Source organism: Gordonia sp. Z-3, from assembly GCF_036233855.1.
GTDB classification, from domain to species: Bacteria; Actinomycetota; Actinomycetes; order Mycobacteriales; family Mycobacteriaceae; genus Gordonia; species Gordonia tangerina.
Window position 1 is genome coordinate 126091 of record NZ_JAZARS010000006.1, and the last position, 25061, is coordinate 151151.

22 protein-coding genes and 2 tRNA genes are annotated in these 25061 nt (G+C 66.3%); 11 read left to right on the forward strand and 13 right to left on the reverse strand.

Going from position 1 to position 25061, the window contains the following annotated elements; genetic code table 11:
* Nucleotides 1-16: 16 nt before the first annotated feature.
* The 4 genes from gyrA to VX037_RS08750 all read left to right on the forward strand — a co-directional run bounded on the left by gyrA (nt 17) and on the right by VX037_RS08750 (nt 3869).
* Nucleotides 17-2521, forward strand: coding sequence for a DNA gyrase subunit A (gyrA, locus tag VX037_RS08735; RefSeq protein WP_328713914.1), 2505 nt, complete (start codon nt 17-19; stop codon nt 2519-2521).
* Nucleotides 2522-2586: 65 nt separating this feature from the next.
* Entirely contained in the window at nt 2587-3432 is an 846-nt protein-coding gene (locus VX037_RS08740; protein WP_266061892.1) for a DUF3566 domain-containing protein, read from the forward strand.
* Between the two features lie 228 nt (nt 3433-3660).
* A tRNA-Ile gene (locus tag VX037_RS08745) sits at nt 3661-3734 on the forward strand.
* Nucleotides 3735-3793: 59 nt separating this feature from the next.
* A tRNA-Ala gene (locus tag VX037_RS08750) sits at nt 3794-3869 on the forward strand.
* Nucleotides 3870-3934: 65 nt separating this feature from the next.
* Here VX037_RS08750 and VX037_RS08755 read toward each other — a convergent pair.
* Both VX037_RS08755 and VX037_RS08760 read right to left on the reverse strand, forming a co-directional pair.
* Complete coding sequence (locus VX037_RS08755) at nt 3935-5596, reverse strand: RNA-binding domain-containing protein (protein ID WP_328713916.1); 1662 nt, start codon at nt 5594-5596, stop codon at nt 3935-3937.
* Nucleotides 5597-5836: 240 nt separating this feature from the next.
* Complete coding sequence (locus VX037_RS08760) at nt 5837-6208, reverse strand: ABZJ_00895 family protein (protein WP_328713917.1); 372 nt, start codon at nt 6206-6208, stop codon at nt 5837-5839.
* A 1022-nt stretch (nt 6209-7230) separates the two neighbouring features.
* On the opposite strand from VX037_RS08760, the gene VX037_RS08765 reads away from it, so the two are divergent.
* From VX037_RS08765 to VX037_RS08775, 3 genes are all read left to right on the forward strand, one after another.
* Entirely contained in the window at nt 7231-8097 is an 867-nt protein-coding gene (locus VX037_RS08765) for a hypothetical protein (RefSeq protein ID WP_328713918.1), read from the forward strand.
* A gap of 81 nt (nt 8098-8178) precedes the next feature.
* Nucleotides 8179-9441, forward strand: a complete 1263-nt coding sequence (locus VX037_RS08770) for a hypothetical protein (RefSeq protein WP_235721488.1) — start codon at nt 8179-8181, stop codon at nt 9439-9441.
* A 120-nt stretch (nt 9442-9561) separates the two neighbouring features.
* Complete coding sequence (locus VX037_RS08775; RefSeq protein WP_266061901.1) at nt 9562-10269, forward strand: hypothetical protein; 708 nt, start codon at nt 9562-9564, stop codon at nt 10267-10269.
* Between the two features lie 39 nt (nt 10270-10308).
* Here the strand turns inward: VX037_RS08775 and VX037_RS08780 are convergent, their stop codons facing one another.
* Entirely contained in the window at nt 10309-10827 is a 519-nt protein-coding gene (locus VX037_RS08780; RefSeq protein WP_328713919.1) for a DUF4190 domain-containing protein, read from the reverse strand.
* A gap of 421 nt (nt 10828-11248) precedes the next feature.
* On the opposite strand from VX037_RS08780, the gene VX037_RS08785 reads away from it, so the two are divergent.
* Complete coding sequence (locus VX037_RS08785; protein WP_287016093.1) at nt 11249-11521, forward strand: hypothetical protein; 273 nt, start codon at nt 11249-11251, stop codon at nt 11519-11521.
* Here the strand turns inward: VX037_RS08785 and VX037_RS08790 are convergent, their stop codons facing one another.
* Complete coding sequence (locus VX037_RS08790; RefSeq protein ID WP_235721492.1) at nt 11522-11704, reverse strand: hypothetical protein; 183 nt, start codon at nt 11702-11704, stop codon at nt 11522-11524.
* A gap of 119 nt (nt 11705-11823) precedes the next feature.
* Here VX037_RS08790 and VX037_RS08795 point away from each other — a divergent pair, with 119 nt between their 5' ends.
* A complete protein-coding gene (locus VX037_RS08795) occupies nt 11824-12345 on the forward strand; it encodes a peptidylprolyl isomerase (RefSeq protein WP_235721493.1) in 522 nt (173 codons plus the stop codon).
* Nucleotides 12342-13286, forward strand: coding sequence for a rhomboid family intramembrane serine protease (locus tag VX037_RS08800; protein ID WP_372474946.1), 945 nt, complete (start codon nt 12342-12344; stop codon nt 13284-13286). The genes VX037_RS08795 and VX037_RS08800 overlap by 4 nt, the downstream gene beginning before the upstream one ends.
* 21 nt (nt 13287-13307) lie before the next feature.
* Here the strand turns inward: VX037_RS08800 and VX037_RS08805 are convergent, their stop codons facing one another.
* Both VX037_RS08805 and crgA read right to left on the reverse strand, forming a co-directional pair.
* Nucleotides 13308-13817: a PH domain-containing protein gene (locus VX037_RS08805; RefSeq protein ID WP_328713920.1), complete on the reverse strand. Its 510-nt coding sequence runs from the start codon at nt 13815-13817 to the stop codon at nt 13308-13310.
* 115 nt (nt 13818-13932) lie between these two features.
* The gene (gene crgA / locus VX037_RS08810) at nt 13933-14223 is read right to left on the reverse strand and encodes a cell division protein CrgA (RefSeq protein ID WP_235721496.1); all 291 of its coding nucleotides are present in this window, start codon (nt 14221-14223) and stop codon (nt 13933-13935) included.
* A 210-nt stretch (nt 14224-14433) separates the two neighbouring features.
* Here crgA and VX037_RS08815 point away from each other — a divergent pair, with 210 nt between their 5' ends.
* Nucleotides 14434-15117, forward strand: coding sequence for an aminodeoxychorismate/anthranilate synthase component II (locus VX037_RS08815; RefSeq protein WP_328713922.1), 684 nt, complete (start codon nt 14434-14436; stop codon nt 15115-15117).
* A 14-nt stretch (nt 15118-15131) separates the two neighbouring features.
* On the opposite strand, the gene pknB is transcribed toward VX037_RS08815, so the two are convergent.
* The 7 genes from pknB to VX037_RS08850 form a co-directional block, all read right to left on the reverse strand.
* Nucleotides 15132-17060 (reverse strand): Stk1 family PASTA domain-containing Ser/Thr kinase, encoded by a 1929-nt coding sequence (gene pknB, locus VX037_RS08820; protein WP_266061911.1) that lies wholly within the window; start codon nt 17058-17060, stop codon nt 15132-15134.
* A 104-nt stretch (nt 17061-17164) separates the two neighbouring features.
* Nucleotides 17165-18553, reverse strand: coding sequence for a protein kinase domain-containing protein (locus VX037_RS08825; RefSeq protein WP_328713924.1), 1389 nt, complete (start codon nt 18551-18553; stop codon nt 17165-17167).
* A complete protein-coding gene (locus VX037_RS08830) occupies nt 18553-20058 on the reverse strand; it encodes a penicillin-binding transpeptidase domain-containing protein (protein ID WP_235721500.1) in 1506 nt (501 codons plus the stop codon). Before VX037_RS08830 ends, VX037_RS08825 begins: the two co-directional genes overlap by 1 nt.
* On the reverse strand, nt 20055-21485 hold the full coding sequence (locus VX037_RS08835; protein ID WP_328713925.1) for an FtsW/RodA/SpoVE family cell cycle protein: 1431 nt from the start codon (nt 21483-21485) through the stop codon (nt 20055-20057). Before VX037_RS08835 ends, VX037_RS08830 begins: the two co-directional genes overlap by 4 nt.
* On the reverse strand, nt 21486-22949 hold the full coding sequence (locus VX037_RS08840; RefSeq protein ID WP_328713926.1) for a PP2C family protein-serine/threonine phosphatase: 1464 nt from the start codon (nt 22947-22949) through the stop codon (nt 21486-21488).
* Nucleotides 22946-23413, reverse strand: a complete 468-nt coding sequence (locus VX037_RS08845) for an FHA domain-containing protein FhaB/FipA (RefSeq protein ID WP_235721503.1) — start codon at nt 23411-23413, stop codon at nt 22946-22948. The genes VX037_RS08840 and VX037_RS08845 overlap by 4 nt, the downstream gene beginning before the upstream one ends.
* A gap of 179 nt (nt 23414-23592) precedes the next feature.
* On the reverse strand, nt 23593-24831 hold the full coding sequence (locus tag VX037_RS08850) for a DUF3662 and FHA domain-containing protein (protein ID WP_328713927.1): 1239 nt from the start codon (nt 24829-24831) through the stop codon (nt 23593-23595).
* Between the last annotated feature and the right edge of the window lie 230 nt (nt 24832-25061).

The window sequence follows — 25061 nt, forward strand, 5'->3', positions numbered from 1 at the left end:
AACGAAAGAGATTCCCATGACTGACACCACACTGCCCCCGGCCGGGGGAGAGGGCGACCGCATCGAGCCGGTCGATCTCGGCCAGGAGATGCAGAACAGCTACATCGATTACGCGATGAGTGTGATCGTGGGCCGTGCGTTGCCGGAGGTGCGCGACGGTCTCAAGCCGGTGCATCGCCGCCTGCTGTATGCGTCCTTCGATGCCGGTTTCCGGCCCGACCGCAGCTACGTGAAGTCGGCGAAACCCGTTGCGGAGACGATGGGTAACTACCATCCGCACGGCGACTCCGCGATCTACGACGCCCTGGTGCGCCTGGCGCAGCCGTGGTCGATGCGCTATCCGCTGATCGACGGGCAGGGCAACTTCGGTTCCCGGGGCAACGACGGCGCGGCCGCCATGCGTTACACCGAGGCCCGTCTCACGCCGTTGGCGATGGAGATGCTGCGGGATATCGACAAGGAGACCGTCGATTTCATTCCGAACTATGACGGCAAGACCAACGAGCCGACGGTGCTGCCCTCGCGCATCCCGAACCTGCTGATCAACGGATCCGGCGGTATCGCGGTCGGCATGGCCACCAACATTCCGCCGCACAACCTCAATGAGGTTGCCAATGCGGTGTTCTGGGCGCTTGAGCATCCCGACGCCGACGACGAGGCGTTACTCGCCGCGTGTATGGACGCCATCAAGGGTCCTGATTTCCCCACTGCTGGACTGATTGTCGGCAGTCAGGGCATCAAGGATGCTTACACGACCGGCCGTGGCAGCATCCGGATGCGCAGTGTGGTGGAGATCCAGGAGAACAAGGGCACCACCCAGCTGCTGGTCACCGAATTGCCGTATCAGGTGAACCCGGACAACCTGATCCAGTCGATCGCCGAGCAGGTCAACGAGGGAAAACTCAAGGGCATCAGCCGGATCGAGGATCAGTCCTCCGATCGCGACGGTATGCGTATCGTCATCACCCTGCGTCGCGACGCGGTGGCCAAGGTGGTGCTGAACAACCTGTACAAGCACAGCCAGCTGCAGACCAGCTTCGGCGCCAATATGCTCTCCATCGTCGACGGTGTGCCGCGCACACTGCGCCTGGATCAGATGATCCGGCTCTACGTCGAGCACCAGATCGACGTGATCGTGCGGCGTACCCGGTATTTGTTGCGCAAGGCCGAGGAGCGCGCCCACGTGCTGCGTGGACTGGTCAAGGCGCTCGACGCCCTCGACGAGGTGATCGCGCTGATCCGCGCCTCGGCGAACACCGAGGCCGCCCGCACCGGCCTGATGGATCTGCTCGACATCGACGAGATCCAAGCGGACGCGATCCTGGCGATGCAGTTGCGTCGTCTGTCGGCGTTGGAGCGGCAGAAGATCATCGACGAGTTGGCCGAGATCGAGCGTGAGATCGCCGATTACAAGGACATCCTGGACAAGCCCGAGCGTCAGCGGGCGATCGTGCGGGACGAGCTGACCGAGGTGGTCGAGAAGTACGGCGACGACCGGCGCACCCAGATCATCGCCGCCGACGGCGATGTCAGCGACGAAGACCTGATCGCGCGCGAAGAAGTGGTCGTCACGATCACCGAGACCGGCTACGCCAAGCGGACCCGCTCGGATCTGTATCGCAGCCAGCGACGCGGCGGCAAGGGTGTGCAGGGCGCCGGCCTCAAGCAGGACGACATCGTCAAGCACTTCTTCGTCAGCTCCACACACGACTGGATCCTGTTCTTCACCACCAAGGGTCGGGTGTATCGCGCCAAGGCCTACGAGCTGCCCGAGGCCAACCGCACCGCCCGTGGCCAGCACGTGGCGAATCTGCTCGCCTTCCAGCCCGAAGAGCGCATCGCCCAGGTCATCCAACTCAAGACCTACGAGGACGCGCCATACCTGGTGCTGGCCACCCGCAACGGTCTGGTGAAGAAGTCCAAGCTGGTCGATTTCGACTCCAACCGGTCCGGTGGCATCGCCGCGATCAATCTGCGCGGCGAGGACGAACTGGTGGGTGCACAGCTGTGCAGCGCCGACGACGATCTGTTGCTGGTGTCGGCCAAGGGCCAGTCCATCCGGTTCCATGCCGACGACGAGGCGTTGCGGCCGATGGGTCGCCAGACTTCCGGCGTGCAGGGTATGCGTTTCAACGGCGACGACCTGTTGCTGTCGCTGAACGTGGTTCGCGAGGGCACGTACCTGTTGGTCGCCACGTCGGGCGGCTACGCCAAGCGCACCGGCATGGATGACTACCCGGTCCAGGGTCGTGGCGGCAAGGGTGTGCTGACCATTCAGCACGACCGCCGTCGCGGCGAACTGATCGGTGCGCTGATCGTCGACGACGACTCGGAGCTGTATGCGATCACCTCCGGTGGCGGTGTCATCCGGACGGGGGCCAAGCAGGTTCGTAAGGCCGGTCGCCAGACCAAGGGTGTGCGCCTGATGAACCTCGAGGAGGGCACCACCGTCATCGCGATAGCACGCAATGCCGACGAGCCGGATGAAGAAGCAGGCGCATCGGCGGGTCCCGGCAAGTAGTGGCCGGGTACGGCCATCGGTAGCGGTTAGTGTGGGTCCTACGACCACCGAATGAGGGAATGCCAGTGAGCTCACCGAACACACCGGACGACAAGAAGCCGACCAACGGGGATTCGGGTCCCCACGCGGCCTCTGGTTCGGGGCCGCAGGGGACCGCTCCGGGTGGCCTCGTGCCGCCGTGGCAGCGTGGCCCCAACGGCACCGGTCATCAGTCGGAGGCACCCAACGGCAATTCGCGTCAGCCCGGCCCGCCGCCGCGGGGCATCGTCAGTGCCACCGCGGCGGCGAGCATGGCCGGTCAGCAGGCGCCGATCACGAAGCTCGACGATCCGCGGGAAGCCAGTTCGTCGTACGGTTCGTCGGCCACCAAGACCGACGACCCCGGTGAGAAGTTCGTGGAGTCGCCGACCCGGCACATCGACCGCGAGAACCTGCCGGCCGAGAAGTTGCCGAACCTCGACGCCATCCACCATGTGAACGAGCCGAAGCCGGCGGCACCGCAGGCACCCACTCCGACGCGGTCGGCTCCGGCCGAGATCGGCGCGCGCCCGTTGCGTGCGGCGGTGCAAGTACGTCGCATCGATCCGTGGGCCACCTTCAAGATCGCGGCGGTGCTGTCGGTCGTCGGCTTCCTGATCTGGATGATCTCGGTGGCCGTGCTGTACCTGGTGCTCGACGGCATGGGCGTATGGGAGCAGGTGAACAGTTCGTTCGGGACCCTGGTGACCGCCGACGGCTCCACCAGCGAGGGCGACATCATCGGTGCGGGTGCAGTGTTCGGCTGGGCCACGCTCCTCGGTGCGATCAACGCGATCCTACTGACCGCTCTGGCGACCATCGGTGCCTACATTTACAACCTGTGCGCCGATCTCGTCGGCGGCGCCGAGGTGACACTGGGCGATCTGGACTGACCGTCCTCGGGTACGCCCGGTTCGCGTTCGTCATGTGCAGAAACGTTGCCCTTCCGGTTCTGGATGCGCATAGGCGGTTTCCTTCCGGTGGTTGAGTAGCGTGCGAGCCGCTAGGCGAGCAGGCGTATCGAAACCACCACCGCGGAGCTCCAACATCGACCCCACCCTCCCTGACCACCCGTTTTGCTCCTATGCCACCACGTCGGGTAATCTCTGTCTTCGGTTCACGGGCCTATAGCTCAGGCGGTTAGAGCGCTTCGCTGATAACGAAGAGGTCGGAGGTTCAAGTCCTCCTAGGCCCACTGCGAGAGGTGTCAGACACCCATTCGCACACCCAAGTCCGGTTGTTTTCAGTCGGCACGGGGCCTTAGCTCAGTTGGTAGAGCGCCGCCTTTGCAAGGCGGATGTCAGGAGTTCGAATCTCCTAGGCTCCACCATCTCCATCCATCCACCCATTCCACCCACTCAATCGATCGATTGACCAACGACCCTTCTCTCGGGTCTATTCTCTAGGCACGTATCGCGCGCCGCGGCGTTCCCCTGTCAGGCGTAGTCGGCCGTCCTCCACCAAGCGTTTCAGGACTGATCTCGCCTGGGTCGGGGTCGTCTGGCATAACTCGGCGGCTTGGCCGCGGGTGATGGAACCGTAGGCGTCTGCGTAGTCGAGGATCATTCGCTCCTGCTGGAGGGGATCAATTCCCTTGACACGCACGTAGGCGTTGCGATCTTGGGCGAGATCATAGAACCGCGCGGTGAGATGGTATTTGCGACTTCGACCGACTCCACGAGATTCGAGAATCCCGCATTCGACCAAATGGCCAAGACTCGATTTCACAATGGCCGAGATGAGATTCAGGTCGCCTGCCACTTCGAAACTTGTCGCCGAACCGGAAGTCTTCACTTCGTGAACGATCCGCAGTTCGTCGAGACTGAGTGGCTCCTGGTGATCGCTCTCCCAGGTGAGCAGGAACCGGACGAGATCGAGGTCGGCGTTGCCGAGAGGGACGGTGACGACTACTGATTCGCTGGTGCTGTGCGAGTAGTCAGGTGCGTCGCGGCCTGCGCGCAGTTGCTGTTCGAACATGTCGTTGACTCCCTTGCCTCGTCGCTCGACCAAGCCCGCACGCTTGAATGCGGCGGCGAGAATGGGGCTGCGGGGCCGTGACTGGTCAAGGATGTTCTGGGTGGTGACGCCGGGAGGAAACCCTCCGGGGTTGGCGACCACAAATGAGGTGTCGTTCAGTTGGACGCGTATGGGACCCACGGCCGCATAGTCACGGTGTACAAGTGCGTTGGCCACTGCTTCCCGGCGCGTGATCGAGGGGATGAGTGGAATCTCAATTCGATAGAGCCCGGCCATCAGTTCGGTGACTGTGTTGCGGGCGTCGATCAGTTCACGAAGACGCTCGGCTGTACCGAGGAGGGGCTCGGCGATTCTGATGTTTGTCGATTGGTGTCCGGATCGAGCATCCTGGAAGAGCACTTCTGCGTTGGGGACCCACCGTTGCAGTGCTGCGTCGGTTCCGAACAGCAGGACGGCACCGATACTCACCGGCGCGGCGATCGGCACGAGGCCAAGAGCGCGCAACACGTCATCATCCGATAGGTCAGCGAGCTCGTCGCCGGCTTCTTGGCACAGCCGCCGGAAGCGGTCGAACTCGAGGGGATCGAGATCATCCATGCTGGCGTCTCTTGCGATGGACGCCGCGAAGTCCTGTCCGCGGGTCACCATGCCCATGCTGACGATCTCGTGAGCCGTCATTGGTGCGCACTCGGGTTGACCTGTCGACTTCAGTACCCGTTTGGTGAAGACGCCCAACTTCGTCCCGACGGGTCCCGGGTCTGCGCGGGGCACGTCGATGCGTATGACCTCGTGGCCGTCGATTGTCTCGAGGTGGACACCGACGGCGAGGGCGGGTTCGGTGTTGGCTTGGATGTATGCCGCGACGCGTTCAGGATTGGTCACCTGTCCATGGCGAGGTGAAGCGCCGACAACGGTGCCGTCGTCGTCAACTCCGATCAGCAGCACTCCTCCCTCTCCATTCGCCAAGCACGCGACCGCCTTGGTGAGGTCCTTGGCGCTGATGTCGGAGCGTTTGAACTCGGTCGTGAAGGTCTCTCCGCCTGCGATCAGTGCGCGTGACTCCATGGACCAATTATGCATAAGTATGGAATAGACTAGCCAGAGTACTCATGGAGTCATAACTTTTAAGAAGTTTGACGCGCCCACGGCTGCAGGGGTGCGCCAGAGATGGCAAAGGAGTGTGCCGCCGGCCAGGAGGCCTGTGCCCATTGCTGGTGAGGACCAATTCCAAACATGCCCCATCTCACTCATCGTGTAGTTATCACTCGAAGTCATCCACCTCCAAAGTCTGTGAGTCGGGGCATCTGCCCGACCCGCTCGTCACGACGGCTGCTGAACGCGCTTGGTGCGATTGCGCAGCGTGCGCGAGGTCAGCCAGCCATATCCGAACCAGATGAGCCCGTAGGTCACCAGCAGACCGGCGATCAGCAAGACAACGGTGAGCACCCATCCCACGGCGTCGACGAGCGCCAGCGGCGCATCAGGCACCGTGAGCACCATGGCCAGGATCGTGACGGCGGTGAGCACGACCGCGATCGCGAACGATGCGTTGACGAGAGCCCACTTCTCAGAGCTCGTCGGAATACGACCGTGGTCGCGAACGAATCGATCGCCGGCACTCATCGCGGCGATCATCGGGACGATCGCCGACGCTCCGGACCCGATGTCGAGAAACGTTCCGATGAACGCCAAGACGAGGCCCGCGCCGAGCTAAGTGAGCGCGAACCACCCCAGGTATCTGTTGAGCGACATGCTGACGATGATCCGGGTGCGCGGGCCGAATCCCTTGTGCCAGTGCCTGTCTGTCGTTCACGTAGCCGACTCGATTGTGGGCACGTGCTCAGCGTGTATTAAGTTCGACAGGTTGCAGTCAATTCGATGGGGGTCGTTTGGTCATGCGTAAAGCTCTTGTCTCCGTTCTGGTCGCCGCGTTCGGGGTGCTGTCATTTGCCGGTGCGGGGACGGCATCGGCCGATACACCGATTCCGATGTTCTGGACCATCGCTGGAGACACTTCGGGACATTCGGTGACCACGCCTACTGTCGAGGAGCGTTGCACGTCAGCTTCAGTGCTCCCGCCGGGAAGCCCGGGCACGTACGCACGACCGTGACGTCCCATGGATTCACCGGTGACGGTCCGGGCTGGGCTCGAAATCCGCACTGTCGCGTCACTCTCGTGATGACGGAGATCAGTCCTAAACACTTCTACAAGACGACACGCATTCCGATGTCTTTCGGCCGCAAACCCGGTCAACGTGTGAGCCGAATCCTCGAGCCCGGTTCAGGCCCGGCGATCATCGGAGTCGGCACGTATGGCGTCGGACGCCAGTCCGGTCAGGTTCAGTCGTACGGGTCAGAAGCTCGTATGTGGGTTCCCTGATCACCGGTACCCTCCGGCCGTGACCCGTATCACACTGACGTGCGTTAGGTGTCCTCCAGTCGAATGAATATCGATGTGTCCGTTGCCAAGAACGACTTTTCAAAGCCGAACCGGGAGGCCAGGCGTGGCACAATCCGCGCGAGAAGTGATGCGCACGGCGGCGAACGGTTCGCCATTCGGTAAGGTGCTGCACAGTTTCGTCGGGGGGTGAATTCTGGATGCGCGGTGTCGGCAGCAATGCACGTCATAGTGTGCTGGCGCGGTGCCACCGCGCGGCATCTACGCTACGTGGATCTCGCATCCAGCAGCTCCCGGCAGGCTTCGGGAGTCGCCGATGACGGGCGATCGATCGGATTGGTTTGACGATGTCCCGGCCTGGCCGGCGGGCGGAGACGCTCCGGCACGTGAGCTGGCTCGTCATCTTGCAGAGGCTCGGCTGGTGGGCGCCGGCGCTCCTATCCCGCAGCACACGTCACCGGAGCCGGACTCATATCGACCCGCGGCGGCCACCTACGGGTTCGACGCCCCTGCTGACACCGCCGCCGACTTCTCCGAGCCCGAATTCATTCCGACCGCATCGGACGACGACGATCCCTTCGAACAGATGCGGGTGCGCTCCACGAGGGCCAAGACCAAGGACGGACAGCCTGGTTTCGTGCGCACGCACCGGACCGCGCTGATCGGTGCGGCTGCCACGGTGGTCGGGCTGGTCGTGGTGGCTGCGGTGTCGATCGGACTGCTGGCCGGTCAGGGCGGTGATGACTCGACCGCGACGCAGGCCGACGCCACCGCCAGTTCGCCAGCGGACGTCTCGGATGCAACCGTCGCAGACCCCTGCCCGTCGCTGTCGGATGGGGCGGTCACCACAGGTGATGACGCGGGCGATCAGCAGACCGGCGCGGGCGCGATCAAGGCCTTCAATCACGCCTATTACGTTGATCGCTCAGCTCGCCAGGCACGTGCTGTCGCGGCACCCAACGCGGTCGCACGTGAGGATGCACTGCAGACCTTCATCGACGAGGTGCCCGAGGGAACGACGCACTGCCTGTCGATCACCGACGAAGGTGCCGGGACCTACGCGGTGGTGTTGACCGAGACGCCACCCGGCCCCGATGCCGAACCCATCGTCTACCGCCAGACGATCAAGACCATCCGCACCGACGGCAAGGTGTTCATCGCGTCGATCACCAGCGAGGAATAGCCCGCAACAGACATCGCCGCAGCGCGTGACCACGCGGCCACACACGACCAGCCCACGAAACACGAGAGGACTCACACGACGATGGCGAATCCACCCAAGCGGAGTGGCCGACACCGCGCCGAAGAAGACCGACGGTCCCCGGTGCTGATGACGATGACCTCGGCCGCACTGGCCGCGTCGATCGCGACCGGCTTCGCCGCAGGTATGGCCAACGCCGTTCCGCACCAGGGTGGCACCAGCCCGAGCGACACCGCCCCGCAGCAGGGCGGCACCACCCCCGAAGCCGAGCCGGCTCCGCAACAGGGCGGCACCACGCCGACGCCCGACGTCGCCCCGGTCAACGTGCCCGGACCCGGCACCATCCCCGGGCCGCCGCAGGAGGCGCCGTACCAGCCCTACGTCGAGCCCAGCACCTACACGGCCCCGACGTACGAGGACGCCTACAACCCGGTGCCGCAGGGACCATTGACTGCGCCGAAACCTGTTGCGCCCGTGCGCCCGATCGCACCGCCACCGGACAAGATCCGTGTCGGCAACTACATCACCGACATCCCGGAAGGCATGTCGGACAAGGACGTCAACTCCCTCAACGCCTGGGCCGCCTACGGTGAGGCGAAGATCGCGCAGGGGCTCATCTCGATCGGTGTACCCGAGGACGAGGCTACCCGGCAGGCGGCATCGACCATTATCGGTGTGGCGCTGGGTGGTACCGCGGGTGCTGCGGTCGGTGCGGTTCCGGGAGGCATTGCCGGTGCAGCCGTTGGAGTTCCGGTGGGTGCGGCCGTCGGCGCGATCTACAATGCGGTGGTCTTTCCATACCTGATCGCTCCTACAGGCTTCGGCATCGTCGGCCTCGGCGCAGCCGCCGGCGCCGGAATCGGTCTCGGAGTCGGAGCCGCTGCGGGCGCGGCCGCAGGTGCCGCCACGGGCGCGCTCATCGGCGGAACCGCCGGCGGCGCACTCGCTTACGCCCTTGGCGCCGGCGACCCCGGCGCGAACCCGGACGAACCGTGGAAGCAGGGACGGCCGGATGCCGAACCGCTGCCCAACCCCGACGCCAACCAGTTCGAGTTGGAACTGGCACCCGAAGACGCGCAGAAGGCGGGCCTGCCGTCGGTCTCGTACGTGGTGAACTCTCGCGGCGACGTCCATGCGTCCATCAACGGTATGGAGGTGAACTGGTCGGTCGAGCAGGCGTTGGCACCGTACGGATTGCTCGGCGCCGCAGGGCCGCAGGCCGAGAAGTCGGCTCAGCAGGCCACCAAGCAGCGCACCGACCAGGCGCAGAACGCCAACCCGGATCTGCATGTCGCCTGGCCACAGGAGGCCGCGCCGCAGGCCTGAGTGGTCGCAGGCGTATGCCTACACTGACTGTGGCCTGCCGCGGGGTGGGCCTCAGTCGCGACCGCGGTGAGGGATCCGGCCGGGAACACGGATTCGACCAGACACAGTTCGGAAGAGACGATGACCGAGGACATGCAGGGACACGGTGGTCCCATCCCGCCACCGTCGAACAGCGAACGTAGCGTGGTCGTCTGCGGCACCGCCGGGGGAGTGGGCACGTCGGTCATCTCCGCATTGCTGGCCGAATACCGCGCGAGCACGTCCCTGAGCGGCGCGTCGTGGTGGGTGGATGCCGCCGGCAACGACGGTGACCTCCATCAGCGGTTGCGGGCCACCGGCGACGAGGCGCTGCTGCGGACCGCGGCCGGCACCGGACTGTTGCCGGCGCCGGAGGCCGCGATCACCGACGTCGTGCTGCACACCTGGCGTTTCGGCGCGGTACCGGTGGTGGATGCGGGAGCTCGGCCGCTGACCGCGCTACCCGAGTTGTGCTCGCCGGAGCTGGCCGATGTCACACCCGTTCTGGTGGTCGGCCCGCGACCCGATCTGCTCAACCGCTCCCGCGAGGTGTTCTCGGAGTGGGAGCACGCCGGGGTTCTGCGCCGCACGATCGTGGTGATCTGTTGCCAGGTACCGACGCTGAACCACCAGGCGCTGACCGGAATGCTCACCGACGCCGTCACCGGTGAGGTGGCCGGCGTGATCGGCCTCGACTACGAACCCGTGCTGGGAGCCGGCACGGCCCTCGACAACGCTGCGCAACAGGGATTCTCACCCGCGACGCGGCAGTCGATCCACGACCTGGCCGCGGCCACAGTGCGTCGATAGGCGACACCCGCTGACAACGCGAACAGCCGCACGGCGGTCCTAAGACCCCTGACCGGCGATCCAGAAGTACGTGAGTAGCCCCAGAACGATCACCACCAGGTACAGCCAGCCGATCCAGATCGCCACGCGCGCAAACGGTTCGCCCAGTTCGCGGGTTCGCGCGATCTGCGTCCGCGCACGGTAACCGAGGTAGAGCCCGACGGGTGAGGTGATACCCAGGATCGAGAGGACCAGCGCCCAGATCGCTGTTCGGTTGGTGCCACGCGGCTTCGCCGATCGCCCTGTTCGGGTCGGCTGATTTCGCGTGGGCACCTGTTCCTCCGGGCGTTTGTCGTCGTCGATGCGGATGCTGGAGTACGCCTGCGGAGGCTTGGTCGGCTCCGAACCCTCGGTGCCGGCCGCCGCCGCGGCGGTTGCGGCGGCAGGTCCGTGCAGCGGCCGGAAGTCGTCGGACTCCGTGGCCGGCGCGGACGGACGGACCTCGGTCTCGGCGGCGGATTCCGGGTCCCGCGTGACGCGGGCGGTGACCGGGTCGTCGGCGGTGGTCGGAACCGACACCGTTCGGGTGGGCAGATCACCCGGAGGCAAGACACCGGGTGAATTGCCGCTGGGACGCGGCAGGGCTCCGTACGGCCGAGCCGGGGCACCCGCATTCGGCGGCCCGGGCCGCGGACCTCCAGGCGCGCCGGGGGGCGGGGGGCGTCGACCGGGCGGCGGGCGATAGCCAGGCGCTGGCGGGCCGCCCCGCATCGGAGGCGAAGTGTTGCGCCCGCCCGGACCGGTGGACCACGGCGGGATGCCATTGGCCGGACCGCGCTGCGGTCCCGGACGTCCGCCGGGTCCAGGACCCGGTGCGCCCGGACCGCGTGGCGGCGCCGGTCGAGCCGGACCCTGCGGGCCACCCGACTGCGGACCACCCGACTGCGGCGGCCGCGGACTGGGACGGTTCTGCGGTGGCGAATTCGGACCGCGTGGCGGCGTGACATGCGCTGGGGCTGATCCCGACGACGTGACGGGTGCCGTCGGCGGCCGCTCCCAGGGCGCCGACACCGGGGTGTTCGCAGAGGCGTCGCCGTCGGCGTCCGCGCTGCTCCGGGGGGCGCCCGGATCAGAGTTCGGACGCGAGGTGTCGTCGGAGGTCACTGTTCCAAATTACCGTTTCCGCGTCGCCGCTGTTCGGTCGGTGACCGTGCAGACACCCATCGGCGCCGCGGGGGGCCCGGCCGGCACGCTCGTCAGGACCGCCATGTGATCACGATGCCGCGGAATCCGGGTCCCCGCCGTCGGTGACTGTGCGCAGATCCTCTACGCGGGGCACGGTGGCCGAAATCGGTGGCGGCTCCCGGCGGGAGCGGCGCACGACGCCGACGGTGACCGCTGTGGCGATCAGCGCAGCAGCACTCGACACGCCCGCCCACACGTACTTGTTCGACATGCCCACCAGCGTGCCAGTCGCTCGGGTCGCCTGTCATCTCGGGTGTGTTGCGATCGGGGCGTGTGACCCGCGGTAACCGGCCGGGAACCCCTCGTCGCGGAAAGTGGTTGGATGGTGATGTGACTACTCAGAAGCAGACCGCGACCCTGCACACCAATCGCGGCGACATCGTTGTCGAACTGTTCGGCAATCACGCACCCAAGACGGTCGCGAACTTCACCGGCCTCGCCGACGGCTCCAAGGACTACAGCCAGCCGAACGCCTCCGGCGGCGACAGCGGCCCGTTCTACGACGGCTCGGTGTTCCACCGCGTCATCGAGGGCTTCATGATCCAGGGCGGCGATCCCACCGGCACCGGCCGCGGCGGGCCCGGCTACCAGTTCGCCGACGAATTCCACCCCGAGCTGCAGTTCGATCGCCCATATCTGCTGGCCATGGCCAACGCCGGACCGGGCACCAACGGCTCGCAGTTCTTCATCACCGTGGGCCCCACCCCGCACCTCAACCGTCGCCACACCATCTTCGGTGAGGTCAGCGACCCGGCGTCGCAGCAGGTCGTCGACGCCATCGCCACCACGTCGACCGATCGTGCCGACCGCCCGCTCGACGAGGTCGTCATCGAGAAGATCGAAATCAACTGACCGGCCCGCAGTACCCCGGTCCGCAGTACACCGCAGGTCCGCCTGCGGTGTGCTTTCGGCACCCCGATCGTCCCACCGGCCTGTCGTGTAGCAGGTGCGGGCGACCGGCTTGCCCCGAATGCCTCCGACCGGCCGCCGTCGGACAGCACTGCGTGGAATGTCTGCGCAACGACGGTGTCCAACGCAACGTGGCCGCCCCGACGTTCGGTGATCGCGGCATCCGACCCATGGTGGCCGGTCCGGTGGCCTCCCGGCCGTACGCGACCTACACGCTGATCGCGATCAACCTGGTCATCTTCGCGCTGTGTGCGCTGCAGGCCGGCGGTTTCGACATGCTGAACTCGCGGCTGTTCGTCGACCTCGCGCTGGTGAAACCCTTGGTCGCCGACGGCGAGTATTGGCGACTGTTCACCGCAGGGTTCCTGCATTTCTCGATCACCCATGTCGCGGTGAACATGATCTCGCTGTTCATTCTCGGCCGTGACCTCGAGATCGCCATCGGCATCCCGCGCTATCTCGGGGTGTATGTCACCTCGCTGCTGGGCGGTAGTGCCGCGGTGATGGCGTTCGGGCCCGACATCTCGATCAACGCCGGGGCGTCGGGAGCCATCTACGGCCTGATGGGTGCGGTCCTCATCGTGGTTCTCAGAGCCCGGGTGTCACCGACACCGGTCATCTCCATCATCGTGCTGAACCTGGTCCTGTCGATCACCATTCCGGGCATTTCGTTGCTGGCCCACGTCGGTGGTCTGCTGTTCGGCGCGGCCGCCACTGCGGGCATCATCTTCGCGCCCCGATGGTTGCTGTCGCCCGAGCGTCGATCGGCGGCCGCCGCCTCCCGGATCGGGTGGATCGTCATCGCCGCCCTGTTGGTACTGGCGTTGGCCGTCAGTGTCGTGGTCGCGATGTCATACACCGGGATCCGCGTCTTCGTCGGCTGAACTTGCCGCGGCGGCCGGGGATCAGGTGCGTTGGTCGTCGACCACGAAGCCGGCCCGGCGCAGGTCCTCGGCGACCGCGCCGAGGTCGGCACCCAGATCCCACCGGCTGAATACCACCAGGCGGGTGTCGTCGCGCAGCGCGTCATCCGCCGAGGCGGTTGTCGGCGCATCGTGCTGCAGGAAATCGAACTCCAGTTGGCCGGTCCGACGGCCGATACGGCGGAAGTCGAGCAACCGAATTCGATCGATCCGGTCTCGCGGATAGGTGTGCGCGCCGCCGATGGTGCGCACCAGAATCGCCGGTCGGCCGTCGGGCGCGGTGATCACCGCCAGCCGCGGGCGGATGAGCAGCGCGTAGCCGGAGAATCCCAACAGCAGTAGTCCGGCGGTGCCCATCAGCACCAGACCGGCCGGGTCTCCGGCCGCCCAGACCGCCGCCACCAACAGGATCACACCACCGATGCCCAGCGCGACCGCGGCCGGCCGAGGGGTGGCCCATTCATTTGTGGATAGATGGGCTGAGTTATCCACAGGCTTTACTCACAGTGGGGATGACTTACACACATGTGGTTTCCACAGTGTGGATGAATTACACACATGTGAGTAGGTGCTGTGGACGGATCGAGCGTCCGTTTTCCCGCACGCGTCAACGCCACCGCATGGTCATCAGCAAACCCACCACCATCAGGGCGAATCCGATCAGAAAGTTCCACGGACCCAGCTCGTACATCCAGTGCAGCGCCTTGCCTTCGGCGCCCAGCGCCGATGGGGTGGCGACGAGATAGAACACGATCAGCCAGGCGAGCCCGATCAACATGAGGCCGAGCATGATCCACACGTAGATGTTGCTGGAGGGGCCCGCCTTCACCTTCACCGGCGTCCGACTTGCCGGGTTGATGGTGTAATCGGTCTTCTTCCGGACTTTTGACTTCGGCATGACTTCCTCTGTAGTGCTGAACAGCTCATCGGGCTGTCGGTCGGTCGCGACGGTACCGGGATGACTCCCTGACAGTGGGTCCGCCGCTCGCAAAGGTGTGTCTCTACGGTATCTCACCAGGTCGCCGACCCGGCAACGTCGCGTACGGCCACCGCGGGGCGGCGCAAATCCGATGGACTGCCGCCGGGTCGCCCAAGGTAGCCTGACGGGGTGAATCAGCCGCCTGTGCGCGAGGGATCGGGGTCGTCAGCCGGTCGCATCCTCGTCATCGACAACTACGACAGCTTCGTCTACAACCTCGTCCAGTATCTGGGCCAGCTTGGTGTGGAAGCCGTCGTGTGGCGCAACGACGATCCACAGTTGGCCGATCCGGCGGCCGCGGTCGAGGGTTTCGACGGCGTGTTGCTGAGCCCGGGCCCAGGCACCCCGCAGCGCGCCGGGGCCACCATCCCACTGGTCGGTGTGGCCCGGCAGTCCGGGATGCCGCTGCTGGGTGTCTGCCTGGGCCATCAGGCCATCGGAGCGGCGTTCGGCGGCACCGTGGACCGCGCTCCCGAACTCCTGCACGGCAAGACCTCGCAGGTGATCCATGACGACGTGGGCGTACTGGCCGGACTCCCCAGCCCGTTCACCGCGACCCGATATCACTCGCTGACCGTGGTGCCCGACACGATTCCCGACGAACTGATCGTCACCGGCCGGACCGAGTCGGGCATCGTGATGGCGATGGCCCACCGCGAGCTCCCCATCCACGGCGTGCAATTCCACCCGGAGAGTGTGCTCACCCAGGGCGGACACCGCATGCTGGCCAACTGGCTGGCCGTCTGCGGCATCGACATCCCCGAATCTCGCGTCGCCGTTCTCGAATCGGAGATGGCCGCCGCGATCGGCTGAGGCTCCGCTGCGGCTCAGCCCGGCAGCAGACTCGCCTGACCGATCACCACCGAAACTGAGCCGCCCTTACGCACCCGCGAGCCGGGAGCGGGGGTCTGGCTGAGCACCTTGTCGTTGTCGGGGCTGGTGATGGGCACATTGCGATCGGTCCGGTTCAGCGTCCCGTCCCCCCAACCGGCGTCGGCCAGGCTGGCGCGGACCTGCTGTAGGGTCTGACCGCGCAGGTTGGGCATCACGAACATATTGCCGCGCGACACCACGATCTGCACGGTCGTGCCCTGCTCCACCGTCTCACCGGCCGACGGAGAACTGCTCACCACCTGCCCGGCCGGGAGTTCGGAATCGCCGGCCACACTGACCACCTGCAGACCGACCTGTTCGAGCACGGTGCGCGCTTCGTCTTCGGTTTGCCCGGTCACATCGGGCACGGTGATCTCCTTGGGACCGTTACCCACGTGCACCACGACCGCGCCGTTGACGGGCGCCTCGGCCCCCACCGGCGGGGTGGTGCCGACGACCTTGTCTTTCAGTTCGCCGGTCGAATCCACCCGGTCGGTCCTGACGTTGGAGAATCCGAGCACCCGCAAGGCCTCGGTCGCCTCGTCGGGGGTCTGTCCACGCAGGTCGGGCATCTGGTGACGCTGCGGACCGGTCGAGATGTAGAGGGTGATCTCGGAGCCCTCGGCGGCCAGCACGTTCTCTGCGGGGGTGGATCGGGTTGCCGAACCGGCCGCCACCTCCAGGCTCGGCTCTTCGAGTTCTTGAACGGTGAACCCGGCGGCCTCGAGACTGTCGCGGGCCTCCGCCGACGTCTTGCCGACCACCGCGGGCACCGGGATCTGGGCGGCGGTGTCCGAACCCCACGGGGACCACAGCAGCAGACCGGCCACCAGTGCGATCACCGCGGCCACCGCCGTCCCGACGATCAGCCCGAGGCGCCGTCGTCGCACCGGCGGATCGACGTCGCCGGTGTCGTCCTCACGGCGATGCGAGCCGCCGCTGACCGCACGACGGGGTCCGGAGTCGGTCAGGGACCGTCGCGCGGTGCTGTCGATGAACTCGGTGCGGTCGGCATCCGACATCAGCATCGGCGCCGACGGCCGACCCCCGGCGAGCACCTTGATCAGATCCGATCGCAGGTCGGCGGCCGACTGGTACCGGTTCGCCGGGTTCTTGCTCATCGCCTTGAGCACCACCGAGTCGAGTGCCGGCGGGATCTCCTCGCGAATCGACGACGGCCACGCCGGGTCCTCGTGTACGTGCTGGTGGGCGACGGCGACCGGGGAGTCACCGGTGAACGGAGGTTCGCCGGTGAGCAGTTCGAACAGCACGCAGCCCATCGAGTAGATGTCGCTGCGCGGATCGACCTTGATGCCGCGGGCCTGTTCGGGGGACAGGTACTGCGCGGTGCCCATCACCGCCGACGTCTGCGTCATCGTCGAGGTGGTGTCGCTCATCGCGCGGGCGATGCCGAAGTCCATTACCTTCACCGCGCCGGCCTTGTCGATCATCACGTTCGCCGGCTTCATGTCGCGGTGCACGATGCCGTTGCGGTGCGAGAAATCCATCGCCGCGGCCACATCGGCCATCCACGTCATCGCCTGGCGGGGCGAGACCGGCCCGTTGGACCGCAGGACGTCGCGCAGCGTGTCGCCGTCAACGTACTCCATCACGATGAACGGCAGCGGACCGTCTTCGGTCTCGGCCTCACCGGTGTCGAAGACCTGCACGATCGTCGGATGGTTCAGTTTCGCCGCGTTCTGCGCCTCACGTCGGAACCGCAGATAGAACGTGGGATCACGTGCCAGGTCGGCGCGTAGCACTTTGATCGCGACATCGCGATGCAAACGGAGATCCCGCGCGAAATGCACCTCCGACATGCCACCGAACCCGAGCGTCTCGCCGAGTTCGTACCGATCAGACAGATGGTGCGGCGTCGACATCACGTTGCGCTCACCATCTTTCGCAGCTCACGGTCCGGCCGCGGCCGAGCGGTACCCGCTCGTATGCTGCCATCCCCATCGACACCCCAACCATTATCGTCACCTCATCGACCCGACAGGCCGGGGATCGTGAAGGTCGGAAACAACGGGTTCTCTGCGGTCGGCGCGCCCGGGTCCGTGGTGTCTGCGGTGTCCGGCGCGGGCGGTGGCTCGGTGGTGGTCTCCTCGGTGGTGGTCTCGGCGGTTGTGGTGGGCCGCTCACGTGTCGTAGTGGTCGGTTCGGGCTCCACCTGCTCTTCGGTGGTCTCCGGGACCGCCGTGGTGGTCTCGGTCACCGTGGTTGTCGACGACGTCGCGGGCACCCCTGGCGACGACGAGTTCATGTTCAACAGCCAGTAGCCGATCAACACCAGCGCGGCGACCAGCAACGCGCCGGCCACCCCGGCGAGCACCTTCTGCCCGGTCGTCCAACTGTTGTCGTCGGCCGGTGGCATCGGTCGACTGGGCGGGCGGCTCGAGGTCCGCGCCGTCGCCGGTTGCGTCGACGACCCGGTCATCGCGCGGGTCGCCGACGGCCGCATGGCCGCCGCAGCAGCGGCCCCACCGGCCGCTCCGGCCGCGGCAGCACCGGCGATGGCACCCGGTCGCGGCGGACGATGCCCGGCACGTACCGCGGCCACCGCGTCGGCGAACTCGCCACCGTTGGCATACCGCTGCCTCGGGTCCTTGGCCATCGTGGTGTCGATCAGCTCGCGCACATTGGCCGGTACCGCGTTGGGCAGCGGCGGCGGCGTCTCGCGGATGTGTTTCATGGCGACGGTGATCGCGCCGTCACCGAGGAACGGTCGGCGGCCGGTCAGCGCCTCGTAGCCGACCACACCGAGCGAGTAGACGTCCGACGCGGCGGTCGCTTCGTCGCCGGTGGCCTGCTCGGGCGAGATGTACTGGGCGGTGCCCATCACCATGCCCGTCTGGGTGACCGGCGCCGAATCGACGGCCTTGGCGATACCGAAGTCGGTGATCTTCACCTGCCCGGTCGGGGTGATGAGGATGTTCCCGGGCTTGACGTCGCGGTGTACCAGATTCTGCGTGTGCGCAGCCTGCAACGCCCGACCGGTCTGCTCGAGCATGTCCAGGGTGTTGTTCAGCGACAAGCGGCCCATCCGCGAGATCACCGAGTTGAGTGGTTCGCCGTCGACCAGCTCCATCACCAGGTACGCCAGCGGTTCACCGCCGCCGCGATCGGGTGTCTCGCCGTAGTCGAAGACGTTGGCGATGCCCGGGTGGTTCAGCTTGGCGGTGGTCTGTGCCTCTGTCCGAAACCGTGCGGTGAACTCCGGGTCGTGGGTGTACTCGGCCTTGAGTACCTTCACCGCCACCCGCCGATTGAGCCGGGCGTCGAGAGCCTCCCAGACCTGGCCCATGCCACCGGTGGCGATGAGACGCATCAGCCGGTAGCGGTCGGCGATGGTGGTGCCGCTCTGCAATGTCATCAGCTTGCACCTCCCACCAGCGCGTTGATCACAGCTCGTCCGATCGGCGCGGCCACCGCGCCGCCGGTGGAGGCGGGACCGAGGTCACCGTTCTCCACCACAACCGCCACCGCGACCTGTGCGTTCGCCGACGGCCCGAAGGCGATGTACCAGGAGTACGGCGTCTCCGATTCCACGTCGGAGGTCGCGGAGTGCTCGGCCGTACCGGTCTTCGATGCGATCGACACCGGACCGCCGGCGCCGGCGGTGTTGCGTTCGGAGTCGATCATCATCGATGTCAGCGTCGCCGCCTGATCGGAGCTGATCGGTTCGTTGATCGTGGTCGGTTGTGTCGTCTGCAGAGTACGCAGATCGGCGGCCTGGAGCTTGTCCACCAGGTAGGGCTGCATCCGGACGCCGCCATTGGCGACCGTCGCGGCGACCATCGCCATCTGCATCGGCGTCACCCGCACGTCGCGCTGCCCGATCGACGCCTGGCCGAGCGCGGCCAGGTCGGGAATCGCGCCGACGGTGGACTCCGATACCGGTAGTGGGGTGTCGGGCTGTTCCTCATCGAGGCCGAAACGATTCGCCGTCTCAGTGAACACGGTGATCGGATCCTTCATCTTGGTCGTCGTCAGGTCGACGAATGCCGTGTTGCAGGAGTACTCGAACGCCTGCGTGAGCGACACGGTTCCGCCCGACGACCCGGGGCACGTCTGGCCGCCGTAGTTGCTCAGCGACGTCGCCGTGTCGGGCAGGGTGATCTGGGGAGCCGCGGTCAGCCGCACATCGGGGGTCACCCCGTCGCGCAACGCGGCGGCACTGGTGATCACCTTGAACGTCGAACCCGGCGGGTAGAGCTGGTTGACGGCGCGGTTGAGCATCGGGTTGTTGATGTCGCCGGGCTGGTTCCATGCTGCCCAGCTGCGTTCGCGCACATCCTGGTCGTGGCTGGCCAGCTTGTTGGGGTCGTAGCTCGGCGACGACGCCATCGCGAGGATCTTGCCGGTGTTGGGCTGCAACGCCACCACCGCGCCACGGCAGCCGCCCTGGCAGCCGTTGCGCAGGCCGTCGTAGGCCACCCGCTGCAGGCGTGGCATCACGGTGCTGACGACGTTGCCGCCGCGCGGGTCGCGGCCGGAGAACATGTCCATGAACCGCTGCCCGAATAGCCGGTCGTCGTTGCCGTTCAGGATCGAGTTCTCGTACAACTCGAGCCCGGAACTGCCGTACTGGAACGAGTAATAACCGGTCACCGGCGCGAACGCGTCGGCGCCGTTGGGCGGGTAGGTGCGCAGGAACTTCAGTCGGCTGTCGGTGGGCACCGACACCGCGACCACCGAACCTCCGTCGGCGGTAATCGCGCCGCGTTGCCGCGAGTACTCGTCGAGCAGCACCCGGTTGTTGCGCGGGTCCGACCGCAGTGCGTCGGCCTTGAACACCTGCACGTAGGTGGCGTTGGCCAGCAGGGCCACCACCATCACGATCACCGCGATGGACACCCGTTGGATCGGTTTGTTCATCGGCGCACCGCCTGGGTGGGCAGCGAGTCGATGCTCTTGGGTGGCGGGCGCCGACGCGTGGGGTCGGGTTCGCGGGCGGCGTTGGAGATCCGGATGAGCAACGCCACCAGAATGTAATTGGCCAGCAGCGACGACCCGCCATAGGACAGGAACGGGGTGGTCAGACCGGTCAGCGGGATCAGTTTGGTGACGCCGCCGACCACCACGAAGATCTGCACCGCGATGGTGAACGACAGGCCGGTCGCGAGCAGCTTGCCGAAGCTGTCGCGCACCGCGATGCCGGTGCGCAGGCCGCGCATCACGAAGATGAGGTACAGCATCAGGATCGCGGCGAGCCCGGTGAGTCCGAGTTCCTCACCGACGGTGGCGATGATGAAGTCGGTGTTGGCGAACGGGACGATGTTGGGCCGGCCCGAGCCGAGGCCGGTGCCGAACAGACCGCCGGTGGCCAGACCGAACAGGCTCTGCCCGATCTGGTAGCCGGAGCCGTCGAAGTCGCTGAACGGATCCCGCCACACCTCCACCCGCACCTGCAGGTGCCCGAAGAGCTGGTAGGCGATCAACGCGCCGATCACGAACAGCGTGATGCCCAGCACCAGCCAGCTGGCACGTTCGGTGGCCACATACACCATCGTCAGCACGGTGGAGAAGATCAGCAGCGAGCTACCCAGATCCGACGAATAGGCCAGCACCGCGATCGACACGAACCACGCCGCCAGCAGCGGTCCCAGATCGCGGGCGCGGGGGAAATCCATACCGAGGAAATGCTTTCCCGCGGTGGTGAACAGGTCACGCTTGGACACCAGGAACGCCGCGGTGAAGATGATGATCAGGATCTTGGCGAACTCGCTGGGCTGAATCGAGAAGAACGGCAGGATGATCCAGTTCTTCGACCCGTTGATCTCCGACATCGACGACGGCAGGATCGCCGGGATGATCAGCAGCACAAGGCCACCCAGGCCCAGCGTGTAGGCGTAGCGCGACAGGGTGCGGTGATCGCGTACCAGGATCAGCACCGCCGAGAACGCGATGATGCCCAGGACCGCCCACAGCAGTTGCTGGTCGGCATTGTGGGTGACATCGGAGTCGTTGATGGATTCACCGGTCGGTCCGGTACCCAGGTCGACTCGGTGGATCAGCACCAACCCGAGGCCGTTGAGCACCGCGACCACCGGCAGCAGCAGCGGATCGGCATGCGGGGCGTAGCGCCGCACCACCAGGTGCGCGACGCCGAACAGCGCCGTGTAGGCGGCGACGTACTTCGCCAGATCCCAGGTGAGGCTCTGTTCCTGGGCGGACTGCACGATGAGCAGCGCCACGGTCACCAGGCCGATGGCGAACCCGAGCAGCAGCATCTCGGCGGTGCGGCCGGTCTGTTCGGGAGGTTGGCGCGGCGGAGCGTGAACGGTCGCGGACGGTTGACTCATCTAATGGCCCCGGCAGATCTTGTTGCCGTCATTGTCGTATTGGGGTGCCAGCGACGACGACGTGGTCGAAGCGGGCGTGGACGACGTCGGCGATGGGGCCGGTGGGGTGGCGGGTGTCGGGGAGGGCCGAGGGGCCGGCTGACCGGGCACCGGCGCGGGTGTCGGGGTGGGCTCGGGCAGCGGTTCCGGGCACAGCGGCAGGAAGTTGAGCGCCTCGACGCGGTCCTCGGCGTCGGACAGCGGCATGTTGCGGATCGACTTGCCCTCGACGGCGTTGCGATCGAGTTCGGCCAGATCCGACGTCTGCAGCGGCGTGCAGGTGTCTGAGGTGTCGTATTCGACGAACTCCACCTGCGGCTGTTCCTGGTCGAGACCGGTCACGCACACTGATTGGTTGGCTGAACTGAGGTCGAGGAACAGCACCTTGTCCGGCGAGCCCTGGAAGATCACCACCTCGTTGTTCTCGGCGCCCACGTAGTAGCTGTTGCGCACCATCGCCCGGGTGATGAACGCACCCACAATGATGAGTGCGATCACGGCCACCGCGGTCCCGGCGAACACCCAACGGCGCCACGGTCGGTGCGGCGGTGCCTGATCGTCGTCGGCCATGATGGTGGGACGTTGCGGTTTCTCGGCCGGTGGCCGCAGGGCGGCTGCGCGTCCGGCCGCGGTTGCCGGGTTGGGCGTGTAGCCCTCGTCGTCGCCACCGGCGGCGCCGCCGACGATGGGTCGCGAATCGCCGTACTCGGTGTCGACGACGTCGGCGACGATGACGGTCACATTGTCGGGACCGCCACCACGCAGCGCCAGTTCGATGAGCCGGTCGGCGCACTCCTTGTAGTCGGTGATGGATCCGAGGGTGTCGGCGAGGGTCTCCTCGCTCACCACGTCGGACAGGCCGTCGCTGCACAGCAGGTAGCGGTCGCCGGCGCGGGCTTCCCGGATGGTCAGCGTCGGCTCCACCTCCTGACCGGTGAGCGCCCGCATGATCAGCGAACGCTGCGGGTGGGTGTGGGCCTGTTCGGCGGTGATGCGGCCCTCGTCGACGAGAGTCTGCACGAACGTGTCGTCGCGGGTGATTTGGGTGAGCTGGTCGTCGCGGTACAGGTAGCCGCGGGAGTCACCGATGTGGCACAGGCCGATACGGCTGCCCGCGAACAGGATCGCGGTGAGGGTGGTGCCCATGCCCTCGAGTTCGGGGGAGTGCTCCACTTGGGCGGCGATGGCCGCGTTGCCGTTGTGGGTGGCGCGATCGAGCTGGGCCAGCAGATCGCCGCCGGGCTCGTCGTCGTCGAGGCTGCGCAGCGCCTGGATCACCAGCTGGCTGGCGACCTCCCCGGCCGCGTGACCGCCCATGCCGTCGGCGAGCGCCAGCAGCCGGGCACCGGCGTACACGGAGTCCTCGTTGTTCGAGCGGACCAGCCCACGGTCGCTTCGCGCGATGTAGCGCAGTACCAGGGTCACGGGCGCAACTCGATCACGGTCTTGCCGATCCTGATCGGCGTGCTCAGCGGAACCCGCACCGCGGTGGTGACCTTGGAGCGGTCAAGGTAGGTGCCGTTGGTGGAGCCGAGGTCTTCGACGTACCAGTCGTCGCCGCGCCGCGACAGCCGCGCGTGCCGTTCGGATGCGTAGTCGTCGGTGAGGACCAGCGTCGAGTCGTCGGCGCGTCCGAGCAGCACCGGTTGGGTGCCCAGCGTGATCCGGGTGTTGGCCAGCGCGCCCTGGGTCACCACCAGGTACCGCGCGGAGCCGCGGGCCGTGCGCGCGCTCGACCGATCCCTTTTGTCGCCGCGCGTATAGCGCGCCAAGCGGCTGCCGCCGGCAGACGCGATGTCGGCGCGCAGGGTTCGGATGACGGCGTACACGAACAGCCAGAGCAGCAGCAAGAACCCGATTCGGGTCAGCTGCAGCACCAAGCCCTGCATCTAAGTGTTCACCTCCAGCGCCATCACTTCTCGGCCCACGCGTTCCACCCCGGGCGCCGGTCGTACAAACGGACCCGACTGCATCTTATGGGCAGACTGAGTTTTCGCCTGCATTGAGATGTGACAGTTCAGTATCAACGCCCGGTCGCCTGGTGAGCGACCGGGTGAATGCGTGGTGACTACTGGAACCGGACAGTGATGTCGGAGTGGCCCACGCGGATACGGTCACCGTCGGCGAGTTCCCAGCTGCTGACCTGCAGGTCGTTGACGGTGGTGCCGTTGGTGGAGTTCAGATCCGTCAGCATCGCCACGGAGCCGTCCCAGCGGATCTCCACATGCCGGCGCGACACGCCGGTGTCGGGCAGCCGGAACTGGGCGTCCTGGCCGCGCCCGATGATGTTGGAGCCCTCCCGCAGCTGGAAGGTGCGGTTGCTGCCGTCCTCGAGAAGCAGGGTGATCGCCGCTGGCGCGTACCCCGGCCGGCCGTAGCCCTGGTCGTAACCGCCCTGGCCGTAGCCGTAGGCGGGCTGACCGTAGCCCTGCTGCTGGTAGTCACCCGGCTGGTAGTCGTAGGCCTGCTGGTAGCCACCCTGGTCGTAACCACCCTGCTGGTAGCCCTGCTCGTAGCCGGGCTGGGCGTAGGCCTGGTCGGCATAGCCCTGACCGTAGTTCTGGTCGGCGTAGGCCTGGTCGTAGCCGCCCTGCTGGGCATAGGCCGGGTCGTAGCCCTGCTGATAGCCCTGGTCATATCCGGGCTGTCCGTAGCCCTGCTGTGCGTATCCCTGGTCGGCGTAGCCTTGCTGGCCGTAGCCCTGGGGATAGCCGCCGGCCTGCTGGTAGTCGTAGCCACCCTGCTGGCCACCCTGGTCATACGCCGGGTCGGTCCCCCTGCGCTGGTCATATCCGGGGTTGTTGGTCATCTGTGGGGCTCCTACTTGTCGATGTGCACTTTCGGGGTGCTGCTCTGCCTGGGGTGCGTGCGGCGCCGACGGTGCCTGCGCTGCGGGTGGATCTTGTCGGCCGGGCGACATCGGTCTGGGTCGGGCATCCGGATTCACCGATCCGTGGGCACGGAAGATACCGGTATGCAATGACGGGGACTCGTCGAACTCTACGACGACCCGGCCGTAGGTTTGCCAGCCGTTGTCGGAGATGAAGTTCTCGAGGTGCTTGGAGAAGGTCTTGCGGTTCAGTTCGTACTCGGCCGCCACGTGCTTGAAGTCGGTGGAACTGAGCTGCAATCGATAGCTGTTGGGGGCCAGGATCGCGCCGTCACCGAGATCGCGCAGACCCTCCTGCGCCTCGCGCTGTAGTCCGTTCTCGATCTCCTGCGGTGCGACCTGGCCGCCGAAGACACGCGCGAAGCTGTCGTCGACCGCGCCCTCCAGCTTGCGTTCGATACGCTGCAAAATACCCACCGGCGACCCTCCCTTCGCGGCTTGCTGCACACGGTCGTGGCGTGTCGCCGTGCGTATGGCCTTGATAGATGATACCGATTCTGACCATTTAGCCTGGGTCGACGTCAATGCAGCAACGTTCGCAACATCAGCAACAGCGACGTCGTGGTGTTCACCCTACCTGCCACACCGTCGCTGACCAGCGCATACGGGTGTATTTCCGATCACGAACCGATACATCCACGTCCACA